This is a genomic window from Rossellomorea sp. KS-H15a (assembly GCF_024195245.1).
Classification (GTDB): Bacteria; Bacillota; Bacilli; order Bacillales; family Bacillaceae_B; genus Rossellomorea; species Rossellomorea vietnamensis.
This window is the reverse complement of record NZ_CP096886.1, coordinates 4,157,364-4,172,822: the sequence shown is the minus strand read 5'-3', so window position 1 is coordinate 4,172,822 and position 15,459 is coordinate 4,157,364. Positions and strand designations below refer to the sequence as shown.

At 45.1% G+C, this 15,459-nt stretch carries 15 protein-coding genes; 10 read left to right on the top strand and 5 right to left on the bottom strand.

Translation table 11 applies throughout. The features are described 5' to 3' along the window. Positions 1–92 precede the first annotated feature (92 nt). Positions 93–620, top strand: a complete 528-nt coding sequence (locus M1J35_RS21435; RefSeq protein ID WP_061810648.1) for a superoxide dismutase family protein — start codon at positions 93–95, stop codon at positions 618–620. Positions 621–678: 58 nt separating this feature from the next. Here the strand turns inward: M1J35_RS21435 and M1J35_RS21430 are convergent, their stop codons facing one another. After that, complete coding sequence (locus M1J35_RS21430) at positions 679–1,842, bottom strand: MalY/PatB family protein (RefSeq protein WP_254652236.1); 1,164 nt, start codon at positions 1,840–1,842, stop codon at positions 679–681. A gap of 152 nt (positions 1,843–1,994) precedes the next feature. Next, complete coding sequence (locus tag M1J35_RS21425) at positions 1,995–2,903, bottom strand: alpha/beta fold hydrolase (RefSeq protein ID WP_254652235.1); 909 nt, start codon at positions 2,901–2,903, stop codon at positions 1,995–1,997. 178 nt (positions 2,904–3,081) lie between these two features. Between M1J35_RS21425 and M1J35_RS21420 the strand changes: the two genes are divergently transcribed. Beyond that, complete coding sequence (locus M1J35_RS21420) at positions 3,082–3,582, top strand: Lrp/AsnC family transcriptional regulator (RefSeq protein ID WP_034763838.1); 501 nt, start codon at positions 3,082–3,084, stop codon at positions 3,580–3,582. After that, the gene (locus tag M1J35_RS21415) at positions 3,579–4,748 is read left to right on the top strand and encodes an aminotransferase (protein ID WP_254652234.1); all 1,170 of its coding nucleotides are present in this window, start codon (positions 3,579–3,581) and stop codon (positions 4,746–4,748) included. The genes M1J35_RS21420 and M1J35_RS21415 overlap by 4 nt, the downstream gene beginning before the upstream one ends. Positions 4,749–4,942: 194 nt before the next feature. Here the strand turns inward: M1J35_RS21415 and M1J35_RS21410 are convergent, their stop codons facing one another. Beyond that, a complete protein-coding gene (locus tag M1J35_RS21410; RefSeq protein ID WP_034763841.1) occupies positions 4,943–5,317 on the bottom strand; it encodes a helix-turn-helix domain-containing protein in 375 nt (124 codons plus the stop codon). A gap of 140 nt (positions 5,318–5,457) precedes the next feature. Next, positions 5,458–6,786, bottom strand: coding sequence for a sodium-dependent transporter (locus M1J35_RS21405; protein ID WP_034763843.1), 1,329 nt, complete (start codon positions 6,784–6,786; stop codon positions 5,458–5,460). 332 nt (positions 6,787–7,118) lie between these two features. On the opposite strand from M1J35_RS21405, the gene M1J35_RS21400 reads away from it, so the two are divergent. The 5 genes from M1J35_RS21400 (at position 7,119) to M1J35_RS21380 (ending at position 10,913) form a co-directional block, all read left to right on the top strand. Further along, positions 7,119–7,406, top strand: coding sequence for a spore morphogenesis/germination protein YwcE (locus M1J35_RS21400; RefSeq protein ID WP_034763845.1), 288 nt, complete (start codon positions 7,119–7,121; stop codon positions 7,404–7,406). A gap of 340 nt (positions 7,407–7,746) precedes the next feature. Further along, positions 7,747–8,160 (top strand): S1 domain-containing post-transcriptional regulator GSP13, encoded by a 414-nt coding sequence (gene yugI / locus M1J35_RS21395; protein ID WP_034763847.1) that lies wholly within the window; start codon positions 7,747–7,749, stop codon positions 8,158–8,160. 146 nt (positions 8,161–8,306) lie between these two features. Beyond that, positions 8,307–8,864: an MEDS domain-containing protein gene (locus M1J35_RS21390; RefSeq protein WP_254652233.1), complete on the top strand. Its 558-nt coding sequence runs from the start codon at positions 8,307–8,309 to the stop codon at positions 8,862–8,864. Between the two features lie 194 nt (positions 8,865–9,058). Then, positions 9,059–10,579 carry an aldehyde dehydrogenase gene (gene adh, locus M1J35_RS21385; RefSeq protein ID WP_034763851.1) on the top strand — a complete coding sequence of 507 codons (1,521 nt, stop codon included), beginning with the start codon at positions 9,059–9,061 and terminating at the stop codon, positions 10,577–10,579. A 1-nt stretch (position 10,580) separates the two neighbouring features. Then, positions 10,581–10,913, top strand: coding sequence for a DUF779 domain-containing protein (locus M1J35_RS21380; RefSeq protein WP_254652232.1), 333 nt, complete (start codon positions 10,581–10,583; stop codon positions 10,911–10,913). Between the two features lie 172 nt (positions 10,914–11,085). On the opposite strand, the gene M1J35_RS21375 is transcribed toward M1J35_RS21380, so the two are convergent. Beyond that, the gene (locus M1J35_RS21375) at positions 11,086–12,468 is read right to left on the bottom strand and encodes a sigma-54 interaction domain-containing protein (RefSeq protein ID WP_254652231.1); all 1,383 of its coding nucleotides are present in this window, start codon (positions 12,466–12,468) and stop codon (positions 11,086–11,088) included. A 388-nt stretch (positions 12,469–12,856) separates the two neighbouring features. Here M1J35_RS21375 and M1J35_RS21370 point away from each other — a divergent pair, with 388 nt between their 5' ends. Together M1J35_RS21370 and M1J35_RS21365 are read left to right on the top strand one after the other, a co-directional pair. Further along, positions 12,857–14,050 carry an ornithine--oxo-acid transaminase gene (locus M1J35_RS21370; protein ID WP_224522076.1) on the top strand — a complete coding sequence of 398 codons (1,194 nt, stop codon included), beginning with the start codon at positions 12,857–12,859 and terminating at the stop codon, positions 14,048–14,050. Positions 14,051–14,203: 153 nt separating this feature from the next. Next, positions 14,204–15,448 (top strand): Glu/Leu/Phe/Val family dehydrogenase, encoded by a 1,245-nt coding sequence (locus M1J35_RS21365; RefSeq protein WP_034763858.1) that lies wholly within the window; start codon positions 14,204–14,206, stop codon positions 15,446–15,448. Positions 15,449–15,459 lie beyond the last annotated feature (11 nt).

Below are 15,459 nucleotides of genomic sequence, written 5' to 3'. Positions count from 1 at the left end.
TTCATACAGCAGCACTTCGAGGAAGTAGGAATAATTTTCACCACGGGAGTCAACAATGGTGAAAGAGTATGCAGAGATGGAGGAAGAGCGATATGAAAAAATTATCCCTATTATATATGGTCATGATCACACTCCTTGTAAGCGGATGTGCCATTGAAAACCCGAAAAAACTGGAAGTGGAAATGAAAAATGAGAACGGTGATTCACTGGGGAATGCCACCCTTCAGGAGCAATCTGACGGAGTGGAAATCGCATTGGATCTTGAAGGACTTCCACCGGGGGAGCACGGAATCCATATACATGAAAAAGGAGTATGCAAGCGGCCGGATTTCGTTTCATCAGGTAATCACTTCAATCCTGACGACACGAAGCACGGACTGCTTCATCCTGAAGGGGCCCACGGCGGAGATCTGCCCAACCTCATCGTGGGGGAAGACGGAACGGTGAAGGTGAAGCTCATGGCTCCGATGGTTACGTTATCTAAGGGGAAGACCTCTCTTTTTACAAAAGAAGGGACCTCGCTCATCATTGATGAAAACAAAGACGACGGAATGACACAACCTTCGGGAGATTCCGGTAAGCGCATTGCCTGTGGCGAGATCAAAAGCGATAAGAAATAGCCGTTTAAAAAATGTACCAGGTAGAATCGGAATGATCCGTACCTGGTACATTTTTAATTCAGCTTAATGCGGTCCTTAGTCTTTCCAGCCCGTCCATCAGCGTCTCCCGTGGACATGCTATGTTCATGCGGACAAAGCCTTCCCCGCCAGGACCATATTTCGTACCCGGTTCCAATGCAAGTTTTCCTCTATCCAATAGTCTGTTCTTCAGTTCGTCATCGGATAGATCCAGCTTCGTGCAATCGATCCAGAGGAGATACGTCCCTTCTGCTTCCACTACTTGCAGTTCGGGCAGATGTTCTTCAATGAATTCCTTCGTAACGTTTACATTTTCCTGCAGGTAATCCAGGATTTCATCTAACCATTGTTCGCCGTGGCGATAGGCAGTTTCCATTCCGACGATACCGAGTGTATTAAGAGTAAAGAAGCCTTGTTTTTTATGAATGCCTGCGATCTTTTCCCTGATGTCAGCATTGGGAGTGATCATGGCTGAAGCCTGTAACCCGGCAAGATTAAAGGTTTTACTCGGTGCAATGCATGTAATCGTCATATCCCGGAATGTCTCATCGAGAGAGGCGAGGGGGATATGCGTATGATGTTTATAAACCAAATCTGAATGGATTTCATCCGACACAATCAAGACGTTGTACTTGTGACATAATTCAGCCATTTTGACTAGCTCTTCTTTCTTCCACACCCGTCCGCTCGGATTATGAGGGTTGCACAGAAGGAATAGCTTCACACCTGTTTTGAGGGATTCTTCAAAAGCTTGAAAATCGATGGAATATCTTCCTTCGTGATATTGCAGTCGGGCATTGACGATTTCCCTGTCATTATCCTCTACCAGGCTGAAAAAAGGAGTATAGACTGGAGATTGGACAAGCACCTTGTCTCCGGGAACAGTGAGTGCCTGGATGATCGTTGATATAGCGGGAACGACTCCGGGGCTGTATTGCAGCCAGGTTGTTTCGATATCCCAGCCGTGACGTTTTTGAACCCATTCTTTAATGCTGGCCGCGGTTTCATCCCCTACAAACGTGTAGCCAAAGATCCCATGCTTCAGTCTGTTCCCGAGGGCTTCCAATACGGCCTCAGGCGGAAGGAAATCCATATCCGCTACCCACATAGGCAGGACATCGTCTCTCCCGAACACGGTTTTTGTGAGATCCCACTTAACGGAGGAGGATCCTTTCCGGTTGATGATTTCTTCAAATCTACTCATTGATTATTCCCCTTTCGACTATGTATTTGTAAGTATTATCATATGATGGAAACGAAAAAGATGAAAATGATATGTTTATCGTTTATCTTTCAGAACAGGAAGAGAAGGGTGATGGAGTCCCTTCTCAAAGGGAAAGAAAAAGGGACTTCTCCCTACGTTTCAGTTAGAAGCGTCTGGGAAAGTCCTTTTTGAAATAGAGGCTCAGTCCTGGCCTCATCCGGTACTTCTTCTGGGGAGGCGGAAACAAATGAATGGATATTCTCCAATACTTCCCTTGGTTTTTCTTCCGGTACAAGATGCCCCGTCTCTTTCAGGACTACGAGTTTGCTGTTCGGGATATCCTGATTCAGCCTCTCTCCCGTTGATAAAGGCACCACCCTGTCATGTTCTCCCCAAACGAGGAGGCAGGGTGTTTGAATCGTTCGCAGGTCATTCACCGATAGATCTCCTTCGCGGTCCCGAATCATCCTTGTCAGCGCTTTGAAAATGTCATCCTCCAGGAAAGGTCTCAAATAGCCAAACATCATTTCATCATCAATCATGGTAGAGTCATGCACGACGTTTTCAAGGTTATTGCGGACCCCTGAGCGAGTAAGCCACAGTTTCACATAAAGATGGAAAAAAGGGATGCGGCTCAGCATCGTGACGGGCCAATTCATCCGCTTAAGATATCCTGAACTGCAGAGCAGGATTCCTCTTTTCACTAAGTCAGGGGCCTTTTTCATGACATTCAAGGCGATCTGCCCACCCATGGAATGACCCGTCAAATGGATGCTGCTTACCCTCAGATGGTCCAACAAAGCGATGACCGTATTGGCAAGATTGTCGTATGAATAGATGAAGCTGTTGTGCTTCCCACTGTTTCCAAAGGGAGGGAGGTCGATGGAAATGACATTATAATGTTCCTTTAAAAGAGGTGTAAGCCGTCTGAAGCTGAAGGTGGATGACAGGAATCCGTGAAGAAGGACGAAGGTCTCTCTGGCAGTGGGATGTTCATGATATTCAAAGTAAACATTGGTACCGTTCACCTCCACCACTCTGGAGAAATCGTTTTCCTGCATTTTCCTCACTCCTTTCTGGTTTGATTATAGTTATTTTACCCCCGATTCCGCATTTCACACCTTGATTCGAACCTTCTGACATATCCCATCCCTTTAAGGGAGAAAATAGGTTGACGTTTTTCATATTCGAGACTTCTGATATAATGAAACCATTTAGTGGCGATGAGGAGGAAGCGGAATGCAACTGAGAGAAATGGAGCTTGATTTAGTAAGGATTTTACAGAAGGATGCAAGGATTTCCACAGAAGATTTAGGAAAGATGCTTCAAGTGCCGGCAAAGGAAATTGAGGAAGCGGTTGAAAAGCTTGAAAAAGCGAATATTCTTGTCAGATACAGCTCGATTGTGGACTGGTCGAAAGTGGAGGGTCATGAAGGGGTGACGGCCATGATTGATGTGAAAGTCGCTCCGAAAAGAGGAGTGGGCTTTGATGAAGTGGCTCACCGGATTTACCGATATAAAGAAGTGAAAAGTGTTTATCTGATGTCAGGGGCGTATGATTTGTCCGTGACGGTGGAAGGTCGGTCCATGCATGAAGTGGCGACATTCGTGTCTGAAAAGCTCTCCACCCTGGATTCTGTCTTATCAACGACCACACATTTTCAATTGAAGAAATATAAGCATGATGGAACGATCTTCGGTGATCATGGAGAAGATAGAAGAATCGTGGTGTCCCCATGACAACCAAGACATCGTACATAGCTCAATCCGTTAAGAATTTAAAGCCTTCGGGAATCAGGAAATTCTTCGATCTGGCTGCCAATATGGAAGGGGTCATTTCCTTAGGCGTTGGGGAACCGGATTTCATCACCTCCTGGACGGTGAGGGAAGCGGCGATTCTATCCTTGGAACAGGGATATACCTCTTATACTGCAAATGCAGGACTTCTCGAGTTGAGGGAAAAGATTGCCCGGTATATGAAAGAGGGATACTCGGTTGACTATGATCCGAAAACGGAAATCATCGTGACGGTCGGGGCCTCACAGGCACTTGATATCAGCATGAGGGCCATCATCGATCAGGGGGATGAAGTGATCATCGTGGAACCGGGCTTCGTGTCGTACGTTCCCCTCGTTCAGTTGGCTGGCGGAGTGCCGGTTACCGTCGAAACCAAACCGGAAAATGGCTTCAAGATCACAGCTGAAGAACTCGAAGCAGCCATCACGCCAAAGACCAAAGCTGTGTTGCTTTGTTCCCCGAACAATCCGACAGGGACGGTCCTTGAACGAGGGAATTTAGAGAGTCTCGCTAAAGTGATCCGGAAACATGATCTCGTCGTCTTCTCAGATGAAATTTATGCGGAGCTTGCCTATGACCATCACCATGTATCAATTGCTTCGCTGGAAGACATGAGAAAAAGGACCATCGTCATCAACGGGTTCTCGAAAGGGTTCGCCATGACGGGCTGGAGGCTCGGCTATATATGCGCCCCTGAAGAGATTGCGTCATCTTTATTGAAGATCCATCAGTACGCCATGATGTGTGCGTCGACGCCTGCACAATATGCAGCAGTCGAGGCACTGGATAAGGGGATGGACGATGTGATGGAAATGAAGAGAAGCTACCGTCACCGCCGTCACTATTTCGTCGACTCCCTGAACGAATTGGGATTAACATGCCATACCCCGGGAGGAGCGTTCTATGCCTTTCCTTCCATTCAAAAGACGGGAATGTCTTCCGGGGAATTTGCAGAAAAACTCCTGATGGAAGAAAAAGTGGCGGTTGTGCCCGGTGATGTATTCGGTAAAGGTGGAGAAGGGTTTATCCGTTGTTCTTATGCATCCAGTATGGAGCAGCTGCAGGAGGCTGTGAAACGGATGAAGCGATTTGTGGAGAATCACAGTTAATGAGTTAGGGTTTACATGAAAGGATGCCTGGCACCGGATTACCGGTCGACGCCAGGCATCCTTAAAAATGAGCAAAAAAATAGGACGATACCATGATCGTCCAACAAATGAAAACAAAAGGGGGAATACTTAGAAAGCTTATTTTCAGTATGACCCCTTTTTTGTTCCTCTATACATCTTTATTAAAAAAGTTTTTACGAATCTTGTGTTTCATACTTTAATTCATATAGCATTTGCATCACCCTCAGAAAATCCTCTTCTGAGAATTCCTTGGCCTTGCGAAGGATGAGCTTCGTCCGCTTGGGGCCAAGTTCTTTGATCAGCTGCTCCATCTCAGCGTCGACCCCTGCAGGAGTATGATGACCTTTCACTTCCCGTTCCATGAGTTCGGAAGCAGGAATATCAAGAACAGTAGAAAGTTTAAGGATGGTTTGGGTGTCGGGAATCTGCAAATCAGATTCATATTTCTCAATCGTTTTCGTTCCCAATCGGGCCCGTAAAGCCAATTCCTGTTGAGACAACTTACGCTCTTCCCTTATTCGTTTCAGATTTTCACCAAAATGAGACATAGCAAAATCCCTCCTCATAAATGCCTTCCGTATATCTTTAGTTTATCACCAATTGGAAAAGATTAGCCCGGTAACCCGTGAACAAAATGTTACATAAATAAGAGGTCCGTGCCTCAAGGTGAGGGACGGACCTCTTAGATTTACGATATGAAAACGAGTATGATCGCTACTGGTACGATGTAGCGCAGGAGGAAGATCCAGCTGTTGAATAACCCCCTGGATATGGATGAACCGGATTGAAGTTCAGTCCAGACGTCCTCACGTTTCATTCGATAGGACACGAAGATGGAAATGAGTAAAGCACCTACAGGCAGTCCGAAGTTACTCGTTATATAATCGGCAAAGTCGAAAAAGTTCTTTCCTCCGATAAGAAATTCATCGAATACACCAAATGATAGGGCACTTGGAATTCCCGCAATGAATACGAGGATCCCGATCAGCCAGGTGAACGGCATTCGTTTCTTCTGATTCCCCTTGGACAAGGCAGCGACCCCGATTTCCAAGATGGAGAAAGCCGATGTCAGGGTGGCAAACAGTAACAGGATAAGGAACACGGTCAAGAATATCCCACCGAATGCAATCTCATTGAACACGGCAGGAAGGACCACAAAGGCAATCCCGGGTCCTTCATCAGGTTTGAAGCCCAGTGCATACACAGCCGGGAAAATCACCAGACCTGCAAGCAGGGAAATAAAGATATTCAGACTTGAAACGCTGATGGCGGACCTTGGCATGCTGTCTTCTTTAGATAGATACGATGCATACGTCACCATGACGGATAGACCGACCGTTAAAGCGAAGAATGCCTGTCCCAGTGCGAGGAGGACCGTCTCTCCATTCAAATAGCTCCAATCAGGTAGTAACAGGAAGCGGACACCTTCCATCGCGCCTTCCAGTGTCAGGGATCTGATCACCAGAATGATGAATAAAATGAATAGCGCAGGCATCATATAGCGACTGGCACGTTCGATCCCTTTTTGAATCCCGCCCTGTACGACAAGGATCGTGATGACGATGAAGGCGAACTGAGCGATCAGCACTTCTTTTGGATTCGCTATGATGCTTTCAAACAAAGCCCCATATTGTTCCTGCGATTTTCCTGTCAAAGAGCCTGTCACACTTCTTGCCAAATAAGAAAGAATCCATCCCCCCACCACACTGTAAAAGGATAAGATGATGAACGACACCACCGTTCCTAAATAACCGATCCAGTGCCAACGGGAATGAGGGGCCAATATTTTATAAGAAGTAACAGCATCCGCCCCTGCACGCCTGCCGATGACAAATTCAGCGAGAAGAATGGGGGTCCCAATTAAAACGGTAAAAAGGATAAAGAGCAAGAAGAAAACACCCCCGCCATTCGCACCGGCCATATAAGGGAATTTCCAAATTGCGCCTAAGCCGATGGCGGACCCTGCCGCTGCCAGGATAAAGCCTATTTTAGAAGTCCATTGATCTTTCTTGGCCATATGTAAGATCCTCCTTTCAAAAAATAAGATTTTTCAATCGTACTATGTTTTAGTACCTCTGTACACCGGATTTTTAAATTTTCAATAAATGGGGTAAAGGACAGGTAATGGTATTCAATGAAGAAAGGATGGCACCATATTTCCATTTATTATGGATGAAAACGCTTAAAAACATTACTTTTCAACTAATTTTTAGAAAAGAAGTCAAAAACAAGGCAAACAGACTGGAAATTTTCTGAATATGTAGTATACTAATTGTAACAAAACGTTCACAAATTATTCTTTTTTTCGCCACAATTGAAAGCGTTTACTACAGAAATGGAGGAATTGAAATGGATGTCTTTCTAGTATACCTATTCGTCGCAACGGCAACTCCACTTTTTCTTTGGGTCGAACATCGTAAATGGGCGGTTCTTCACATCCCATTTGTTATAGCTCTATGGTCAGTGTTTATCTATTATGTAGCGGTACCCGAACTCGGAGGCTGGGGACATGTGACCCTATGGAGTCTGTTCGTAGCAAATCTTGCATTCGCACATATCGCAGCCTTCATGTTATATGCCGTTCCATTTATCCAAAAACAAAGAAAGAAAAAATCTTCAGCTATTAAGAACTTTTAGTCTGACCCATATTTGATTGGGTCGGGCTTTTTTTTTGCTAGGGCGGATGATTTCTTTGAAGGAGGAGAGAGGCGGCATACTATAGAGGAAAGGGGTGGATACGTGAAATGTCCATCAATCAGTCTTCGGAACGGATTGAGTCCCGGTGAAGCCCTGTTTCATTCTGTTTTAATAACATGAATAATTGGGAAGCATAACTAGTGAGAATGCAATTCTAGACGGATGGTAGGATGTAAAGGAAGGAGCGCAGAGAAAATCCCTTTGCCGAATTCCCGATTCTATGATATAATCTACAATTGCGTGTAAAGACGAAAAATAAATATATACTAGGAGTGTTACCATGACTACAAAATTCGAAACAGGAACTGTTGTAACAGGTAAAGTTACAGGCATTCAACCATACGGTGCGTTCGTTGCACTTGACGAAGAAACTCAAGGATTAGTCCATATCTCTGAAATCACTCACGGATTTGTTAAAGACGTTAGTGAGCACCTTTCAGTAGGCGACGAAGTAAAGGTGAAAGTATTATCAGTGGACGAAGCAGCTGGTAAAATCAGCCTTTCTATCCGTGCTACAGAAGAAGCTCCTGCTCAACAAGCAAAGCCGGCAGCAGCGAAAAAACCTCGCCGTCAAGGTCAAGGAAGTGTGAAGCAAGCAAACGAAGAAACAACACCAGCTGGCTTTAACACTCTTAAAGACAAGCTTGAAGAGTGGATCGAGCAATCAGAACGTGAAGATCTAATCAAGAAATAATAACCTATTCAAAACTGTCCATCCAATGGGCAGTTTTTTTATTACAAACTATATACAGTTTAATGAATTCCTTTTATAATAGAGGATTTTACCAATATACTATTGAATAAGTTCTAAGAGAAAGAAAAATGGGGAGGTGGCACGAATTGAGAGAGAAGATAAGTGAACTATTAGAGGCGAATGAATGTTCTCATGTGCTTTATGCCTATCAGGATAGGGAGAAGTATCTGAAAAATACGTTTACCTACATTCTGGAAGGAATTGAATCGGGAGAACACGTCTTATTAATCGAGAACGAGAGAAACATGAACGTATTTAGTAAAGAGCTAAAAAATCGATTAACGAGTGATCAATTGAAAAAGGTCCACGCTGTCAGTAACTTTGACTTTTATCAATCCAGTGGAAGTTATCATCCCCCAGCTATATATGAGCAACTGATGAAGACAATCACACCCTTTATTGAAAAAGGGATTAACGTTAGATCATGGACAAATGTGGAATGGGGGGCATTGGAAGACCCATGCTCTATCGTTGATTGGTTCGAGAACGAAACTGACCGTGTGGTCCATGAGCTCAAACTGACTGTTGTCTGTGCTTACGACTCGGAGAAAATGCCAGAGCAACTGGCAGAATCATTAAAGAAAAATCACGGTCATCTGATGACCGACCATGATATTTTATCCTCGGTAGTCTACAGTAATTGAAAGAAAGATGATCCTTCTATAGGGTCATCTTTTTTTATGAAAAGGTTTTGTCCATTCATGGAGCATTTTGTCATTAATTAACTAAAAATAAAGAATATTTATACAATATACTTGTCCGTACCTCCTAAATGGCATATAATGAAAAATGAAAGCGCTTAACTAAATAAAAATACATAAAATCAGGAGGAACTTAGATGCTTTATAATAATCCGAATACAGAGGGTTCGTTGGTCCAATTTAAAGACAAGTATGAGAACTTTATCGGTGGTGAATATGTTCCGCCTGCAAGCGGGGAGTATTTTGAAAATGTATCTCCTGTAACGGGCCAAGTATTCACCAAAATCGCCCGTTCAAACAAAGAAGATGTAGAAAAGGCATTGGACGCGGCACATGCAGCGAAAGACGCATGGGGTAAAACGTCTGTAGCAGAAAGAGCCAATATCCTGAACAAAATCGCCGATCGCATGGAAGAGAATCTCGAAATGCTTGCGGTAGCCGAAACGTGGGATAACGGGAAGCCGGTCCGTGAAACGATGGCTGCGGACTTACCCCTCGCAGTCGATCATTTCCGCTACTTTGCCGGATGCATCCGTGGTCAGGAAGGTTCACTTGGGGAAATTGATAACGATACGGTTTCTTATCACTTCCATGAGCCGATCGGGGTTGTGGCCCAGATCATCCCTTGGAATTTCCCGATCCTCATGGCCGTATGGAAGATCGCACCTGCCCTTGCTGCAGGAAACTGTGTTGTATTGAAGCCGGCAGAACAAACACCTGCATCCATCATGGTACTGGTTGAACTGATTGAAGACCTGCTGCCAAAAGGTGTACTGAATGTGGTACAAGGGTTTGGAGTGGAAGCCGGGAAGCCCCTCGCACAGAGCAAGCGCGTAGGGAAAGTAGCCTTCACGGGTGAAACGACAACGGGCCGCCTGATCATGCAATATGCGTCACAGAATATTATTCCTGTCACATTGGAGCTTGGTGGGAAATCACCTAATATCTTCTTTGAAGATGTCATGGATCAGGATGATGACTTCCTTGATAAAGCAGTCGAAGGATTCGTCATGTTTGCCCTAAACCAAGGGGAAGTGTGCACCTGTCCTTCAAGAGCCCTGATCCAGGAATCCATCTACGATAAGTTCATGGAGCGCGCGATCGAGCGTGTGAAACAAATCAAGCAGGGGAATCCGCTGGATACGGACACGATGCTTGGTGCCCAGGCTTCTCAGGAGCAATTGGATAAAATCCTTTCTTATATTGAAATTGGTAAAGAAGAAGGGGCAGAAGTATTGATCGGTGGAGAGCAGAATAAACTCGAAGGCGATCATGAAGCAGGATTCTACGTGAAGCCGACCGTATTCAAAGGCGATAATAAAATGCGTATTTTCCAGGAAGAAATCTTTGGACCGGTTGTTTCCGTCACGACGTTCAAGACGAAAGAAGAAGCCCTTGAAATCGCCAATGACACTCTTTATGGACTTGGTGCGGGTGTATGGACGCGTGACATGAACACGGCTTACCGTTTCGGCAGAGAGGTTCAGGCAGGACGAGTATGGACCAACTGCTACCATCAATATCCGGCACATGCAGCATTCGGAGGCTACAAAATGTCCGGTATTGGTCGTGAAAACCATAAAATGATGCTGTCACACTATCAACAAACCAAGAATTTACTAGTCAGCTATAGTCCCAAAGCGTTAGGATTCTTCTAAAATGGAGCAGCGACTAGAGGCGACAGAACAAGCACTCCAGCTGATTGAAACGTTAAAGGCAAAGCACGGAGCCCTCTTGTTTCATCAGTCCGGTGGATGTTGTGATGGCAGTTCCCCTATGTGTTTGAGTCAAGATGATCTGATCATCGGTGACAGTGATGTATTGGTAGGTACTGTAGCCGACTGTCCTTTTTATATGAACGAACAGCAATATGAATATTGGAAGCATTTCCGGATCATATTGGATGTGAAAGAAGGCAGAGGGGGAGTATTCTCCCTGGAATCTACGGAAGGTGTACGATTCATTACGGATTCTAAATTGATAAAAGTATGAGATGGACACTTTAAGAGGCAGCCTGTTTTAAAGGTTGTCTCTTTTTTTATGAAAATATATCAATCCTTCTAAAAATAAACGATAACCTTCGCCGCCGTCGAACAACGCCAACCGCCACCTCTCACCCAACAAAAAAACCACTGCCCCAAAAGAGAAAGTGGTCTCCAACCAATTAAAATGAATTCCGCTCGATCCCGTATTTCCGTATACGGTACTGTAGATTCTGTCTGCTCATCCCCAATGATTTCGCAGTCTTGGTGATATTGAAGTCGTGGTATTTCAATGCCTTCTGAATATAATAGGTTTCGGCTTCTTCTATGAAAAGTTCCAACGGCTTGATTTCCGTGCCTGATTGATAGAGGAATTCCGCTCCATCCTGGCTTTCATCATCTGTCACACTATGTTGGATCCTCTGCCTGAATCCGAAGGGAAGATGCTTGTAGCCGATTTCTTCCTCAAACCCTACAAGGTTGAATGCCCCTTCCATGACATGCTCCAGTTCCCGTACGTTCCCCGGCCAGTCATAATGTTGGAAAATCTCCCGCACTTCGTCGGATATCCCCTTGATATTCATGGCGAAGTGGTGGTTGAACTGGTTGATGAAATAACCCACAAGCTCAGTCAGATCTTCTTTTCTCGAACGGAGAGAAGGGATGAAGATAGACACGATGCTCAGCCGATAATACAGCTCCTTCAATAACCGCCCTTCTGCAATGGCGTCGATGGGATCCTCGTTCACCGTTGCCATCACCCTGACGTCAAATGGAAGCTCCGTCCCTCTGGAGAGGAAGTTTAACAGTTTCTCCTGAAGGGAAGGGGATAATGAGTTGATTTCGTCAAGGAGGAGAGTTCCTCCCTGTGCCTGTCGGAAGAGAGAGGGACGGTGATGTTCAGGGTCTTTCCCCTCACTCTTGTCATGAAAAAGAATTTCTTCAAGCATGTCATCGCGTAAAGAAGAGCAGTTCTGGGTGATGAAGGGACGGTTGGCACGGGCGCTGTCGTTGTGAACGCTTTGGGCGAAAAGCTCCTTCCCGGTCCCGATTTCGCCGCAGATCAAGACAGGGGAAGAGGTCCGAGTCGCCCGTTTCCCTGTTTCGACAGCGTCACAGAGCCGGGGGTGATGCCCTATGATGCTATCAAAGGTGAAGAAACTGCTGGGCTTTTTATGTATCTGATCCCTCATCACCTTCTCGAGTTTGGTGATGTCCCTGGCAATTTCGATGGCTCCGATCAGCATTTCATCGAGAAAAATCGGGAAGGTATCATTCATCGTCGTGATTTCGATTCCGTTCATATTAAAGTAGGTCTGCTTGACATTGAGGGTAGGTTTATTGGTTTTCAAAACCTTTAAAAGGGTGCTTTCTTCCTCGGAGTGAAATTGAAAAACATCCAGCAGATTTTTATCCAGGACGTCTTCAATGTCCATTCCTTCAATTTCACGCATCTTGCGATTGTAGATGATGGTCCTTCCGGTAGAATCGATGACATGGACACCTGATTCGAGATGTTCAGCGACTTTTTCATACATATACAATCGTTTTTCAGATTCCAGCATGCTGTTTCTCTCCCCTTGTTAATCTATGGTTCTTTCTTGTACGGATTTCCCATACTGACATGGATGGAAGCGAGCCCCATCTCATCGGGATCCGCAAAAAGAGTGGAATGATAAAAAATTTTTAAAAAACTCTTGAAAAACGCAACTATCTTTTGCATTATTATAAATGTAAGGGTTTTCTAAATGCAAATATTTTTTGCACACTTAAAGATGAGGATGAATAAAATCTTTCTTTAAGGGAGCAGGACAGTTGAGACTCTGCTTCACCTTGGTGTAAAAACAACATCAGTACCACGTTAAGAGTGAAAACGGGAGGGGCCTTTGAAAACAGAGGCTTCATCCTTTTATAAAAAAGAGAAAGATCTAAAATATCGAAGGAGGAATCAGTATGACAGTAAGTACGCATTCGATCATCGAACAAACAGAAAAGTATGGTGCCAAAAATTATCTTCCACTTCCGATCGTTATTTCAGAAGCGGAAGGTGTATGGGTAAAGGATCCTGAAGGCAATAAGTATATGGATATGCTCAGCGCCTATTCAGCGGTCAACCAGGGACATCGTCATCCAAAGATCATCCAGGCGCTGAAAGATCAGGCAGACCGTGTGACACTGACGTCACGAGCGTTCCATAATGATCAATTGGCACCGTGGTATGAGAAGATCTGTAAGCTGACGGGTAAAGACATGGCTCTTCCGATGAATACAGGTGCTGAAGCTGTGGAAACGGCGATCAAGACGGCTCGACGCTGGGCATACGATGTAAAGGGCGTTGCCGAAAACAGCGCTGAAATCATCGCCTGTAACGGAAACTTCCACGGCAGGACGATGACAGCTGTATCCCTTTCTTCAGAAGAGGAATACAAACGGGGCTTCGGTCCGATGCTTCCGGGAATCAACCTGATTCCTTACGGGGACCTTGATGCGTTGAAAGAAGCAATCACACCAAACACAGCGGCGTTCCTCATCGAACCGATCCAAGGGGAAGCAGGAATCGTGTTCCCTCCAAAGGGGTTCCTGAAAGCGGCGTATGAATTATGTAAGGAGAATAATGTCCTTTTCATTGCTGATGAAATCCAGGCAGGGCTGGCCCGTTCCGGAAAAATGTTTGCATGTGAATGGGAAGATGTCAATCCTGATATGTACATCCTTGGAAAAGCACTCGGAGGCGGAGTATTCCCGATTTCATGTGTGGTTGCTGATGAAGAAGTGCTGGGCGTATTCAATCCAGGGTCACATGGCTCGACGTTCGGAGGGAATCCGATGGCATGTGCGGTGTCTGTTGCGTCCCTTGATGTATTGATCGATGAAGATCTTGCAGGCCGTTCCCTTCAAATGGGAGAATACTTTATGAGTAAACTTCGTGAGATAGATAATCCTATGATTAAGGAAGTTCGTGGAAGCGGATTATTTATCGGGGTGGAACTGACAGAACCGGCCCGCAAATACTGTGAACAACTGAAAGAAGAAGGACTGCTTTGTAAAGAAACACATGATACAGTCATCCGTTTTGCCCCGCCGCTGGTCATCTCACAAGAAGACCTCGATTGGGCCATCGAAAGAATCAAAAAAGTACTGTCTTGATAGCGCAGGCGGACTGAGAAGTTTTTTTCTTTAATAGACTTGAAAACGCTTGAAAATAAAAATTATTTCTTTCCCAAGTCAATGGTTTAAGATACGGTAATATGTTACAATAACAACGTTTCAGATCACATAATAAAGAGGCGAATGTTTACAATGGGAGAAAACCTTAATCTGTTTACTTCTACACAGCATGTCATCAATGATGCTTTATCGAAGCTTGGATATACGGAAGAAATGTATGAACTTCTGAAAGAGCCGATTCGTATGTTGACCGTCCGGATCCCTGTCCGAATGGACGATGGCAGTATCAAAGTATTTACAGGCTACCGTGCACAACATAACGATGCAGTAGGTCCGACAAAGGGTGGAGTACGATTTCATCCTGAAGTGGATGAAGAGGAAGTCAAGGCTTTATCCATGTGGATGAGCTTGAAATGCGGGATTGTGGATCTGCCATATGGTGGAGGGAAAGGCGGGATCATCTGTGATCCGCGCACGATGTCCTTCACTGAGCTTGAGAAGCTAAGCCGCGGCTACGTACGTGCCATCAGTCAGATCGTTGGGCCGACCAAGGATATCCCGGCACCTGATGTGTACACAAATTCTCAGATCATGGCTTGGATGATGGATGAATACAGCCGTCTCCGTGAAAATGACTCACCGGGATTCATTACAGGAAAACCGATCGTCCTTGGTGGTTCCCAAGGCCGTGAAAAAGCAACGGCTCAAGGTGTGACCATCTGTATCGAACAAGCAGCGAAGAAGCGCGGCATCGATATTAAAGGTGCACGCGTCGTCATCCAGGGATTTGGTAATGCCGGAAGCTTCCTTGCAAAATTCATGAATGATGCCGGTGCAAAAGTCATCGCGATTTCCGATGCCCATGGAGCTCTCCATGATCCGGCTGGTTTGGATATTGATTATCTGTTGGATCGCAGGGACAGCTTCGGTACTGTAACGACTTTATTTGAAAACACGATTTCAAATAAGGAACTGCTGGAACTCGAGTGTGACATCCTTGTACCTGCAGCGATTTCAAATCAGATCACGGAAGACAATGTCTATGATATTAAAGCATCCATTGTGGTAGAAGCTGCAAACGGTCCTACTACCTTCGAAGCAACACGAATTCTGTCAGAAAGAGGAATCCTCCTGGTGCCGGACGTACTGGCAAGTGCCGGAGGGGTAACGGTTTCTTATTTCGAATGGGTTCAGAACAATCAAGGGTACTACTGGACAGAAGAAGAAGTAAACGAGAAGCTTTATGCTAAACTTGTCGAAGCTTTCAACAATGTATACGAAACATCTCAGAATCGTCGAGTGAATATGCGACTAGCCGCATACATGGTCGGCGCACGCAAAATGGCTGAAGCCTCAAGATTTAGAGGTTGGGTGTAACGATCGCATGA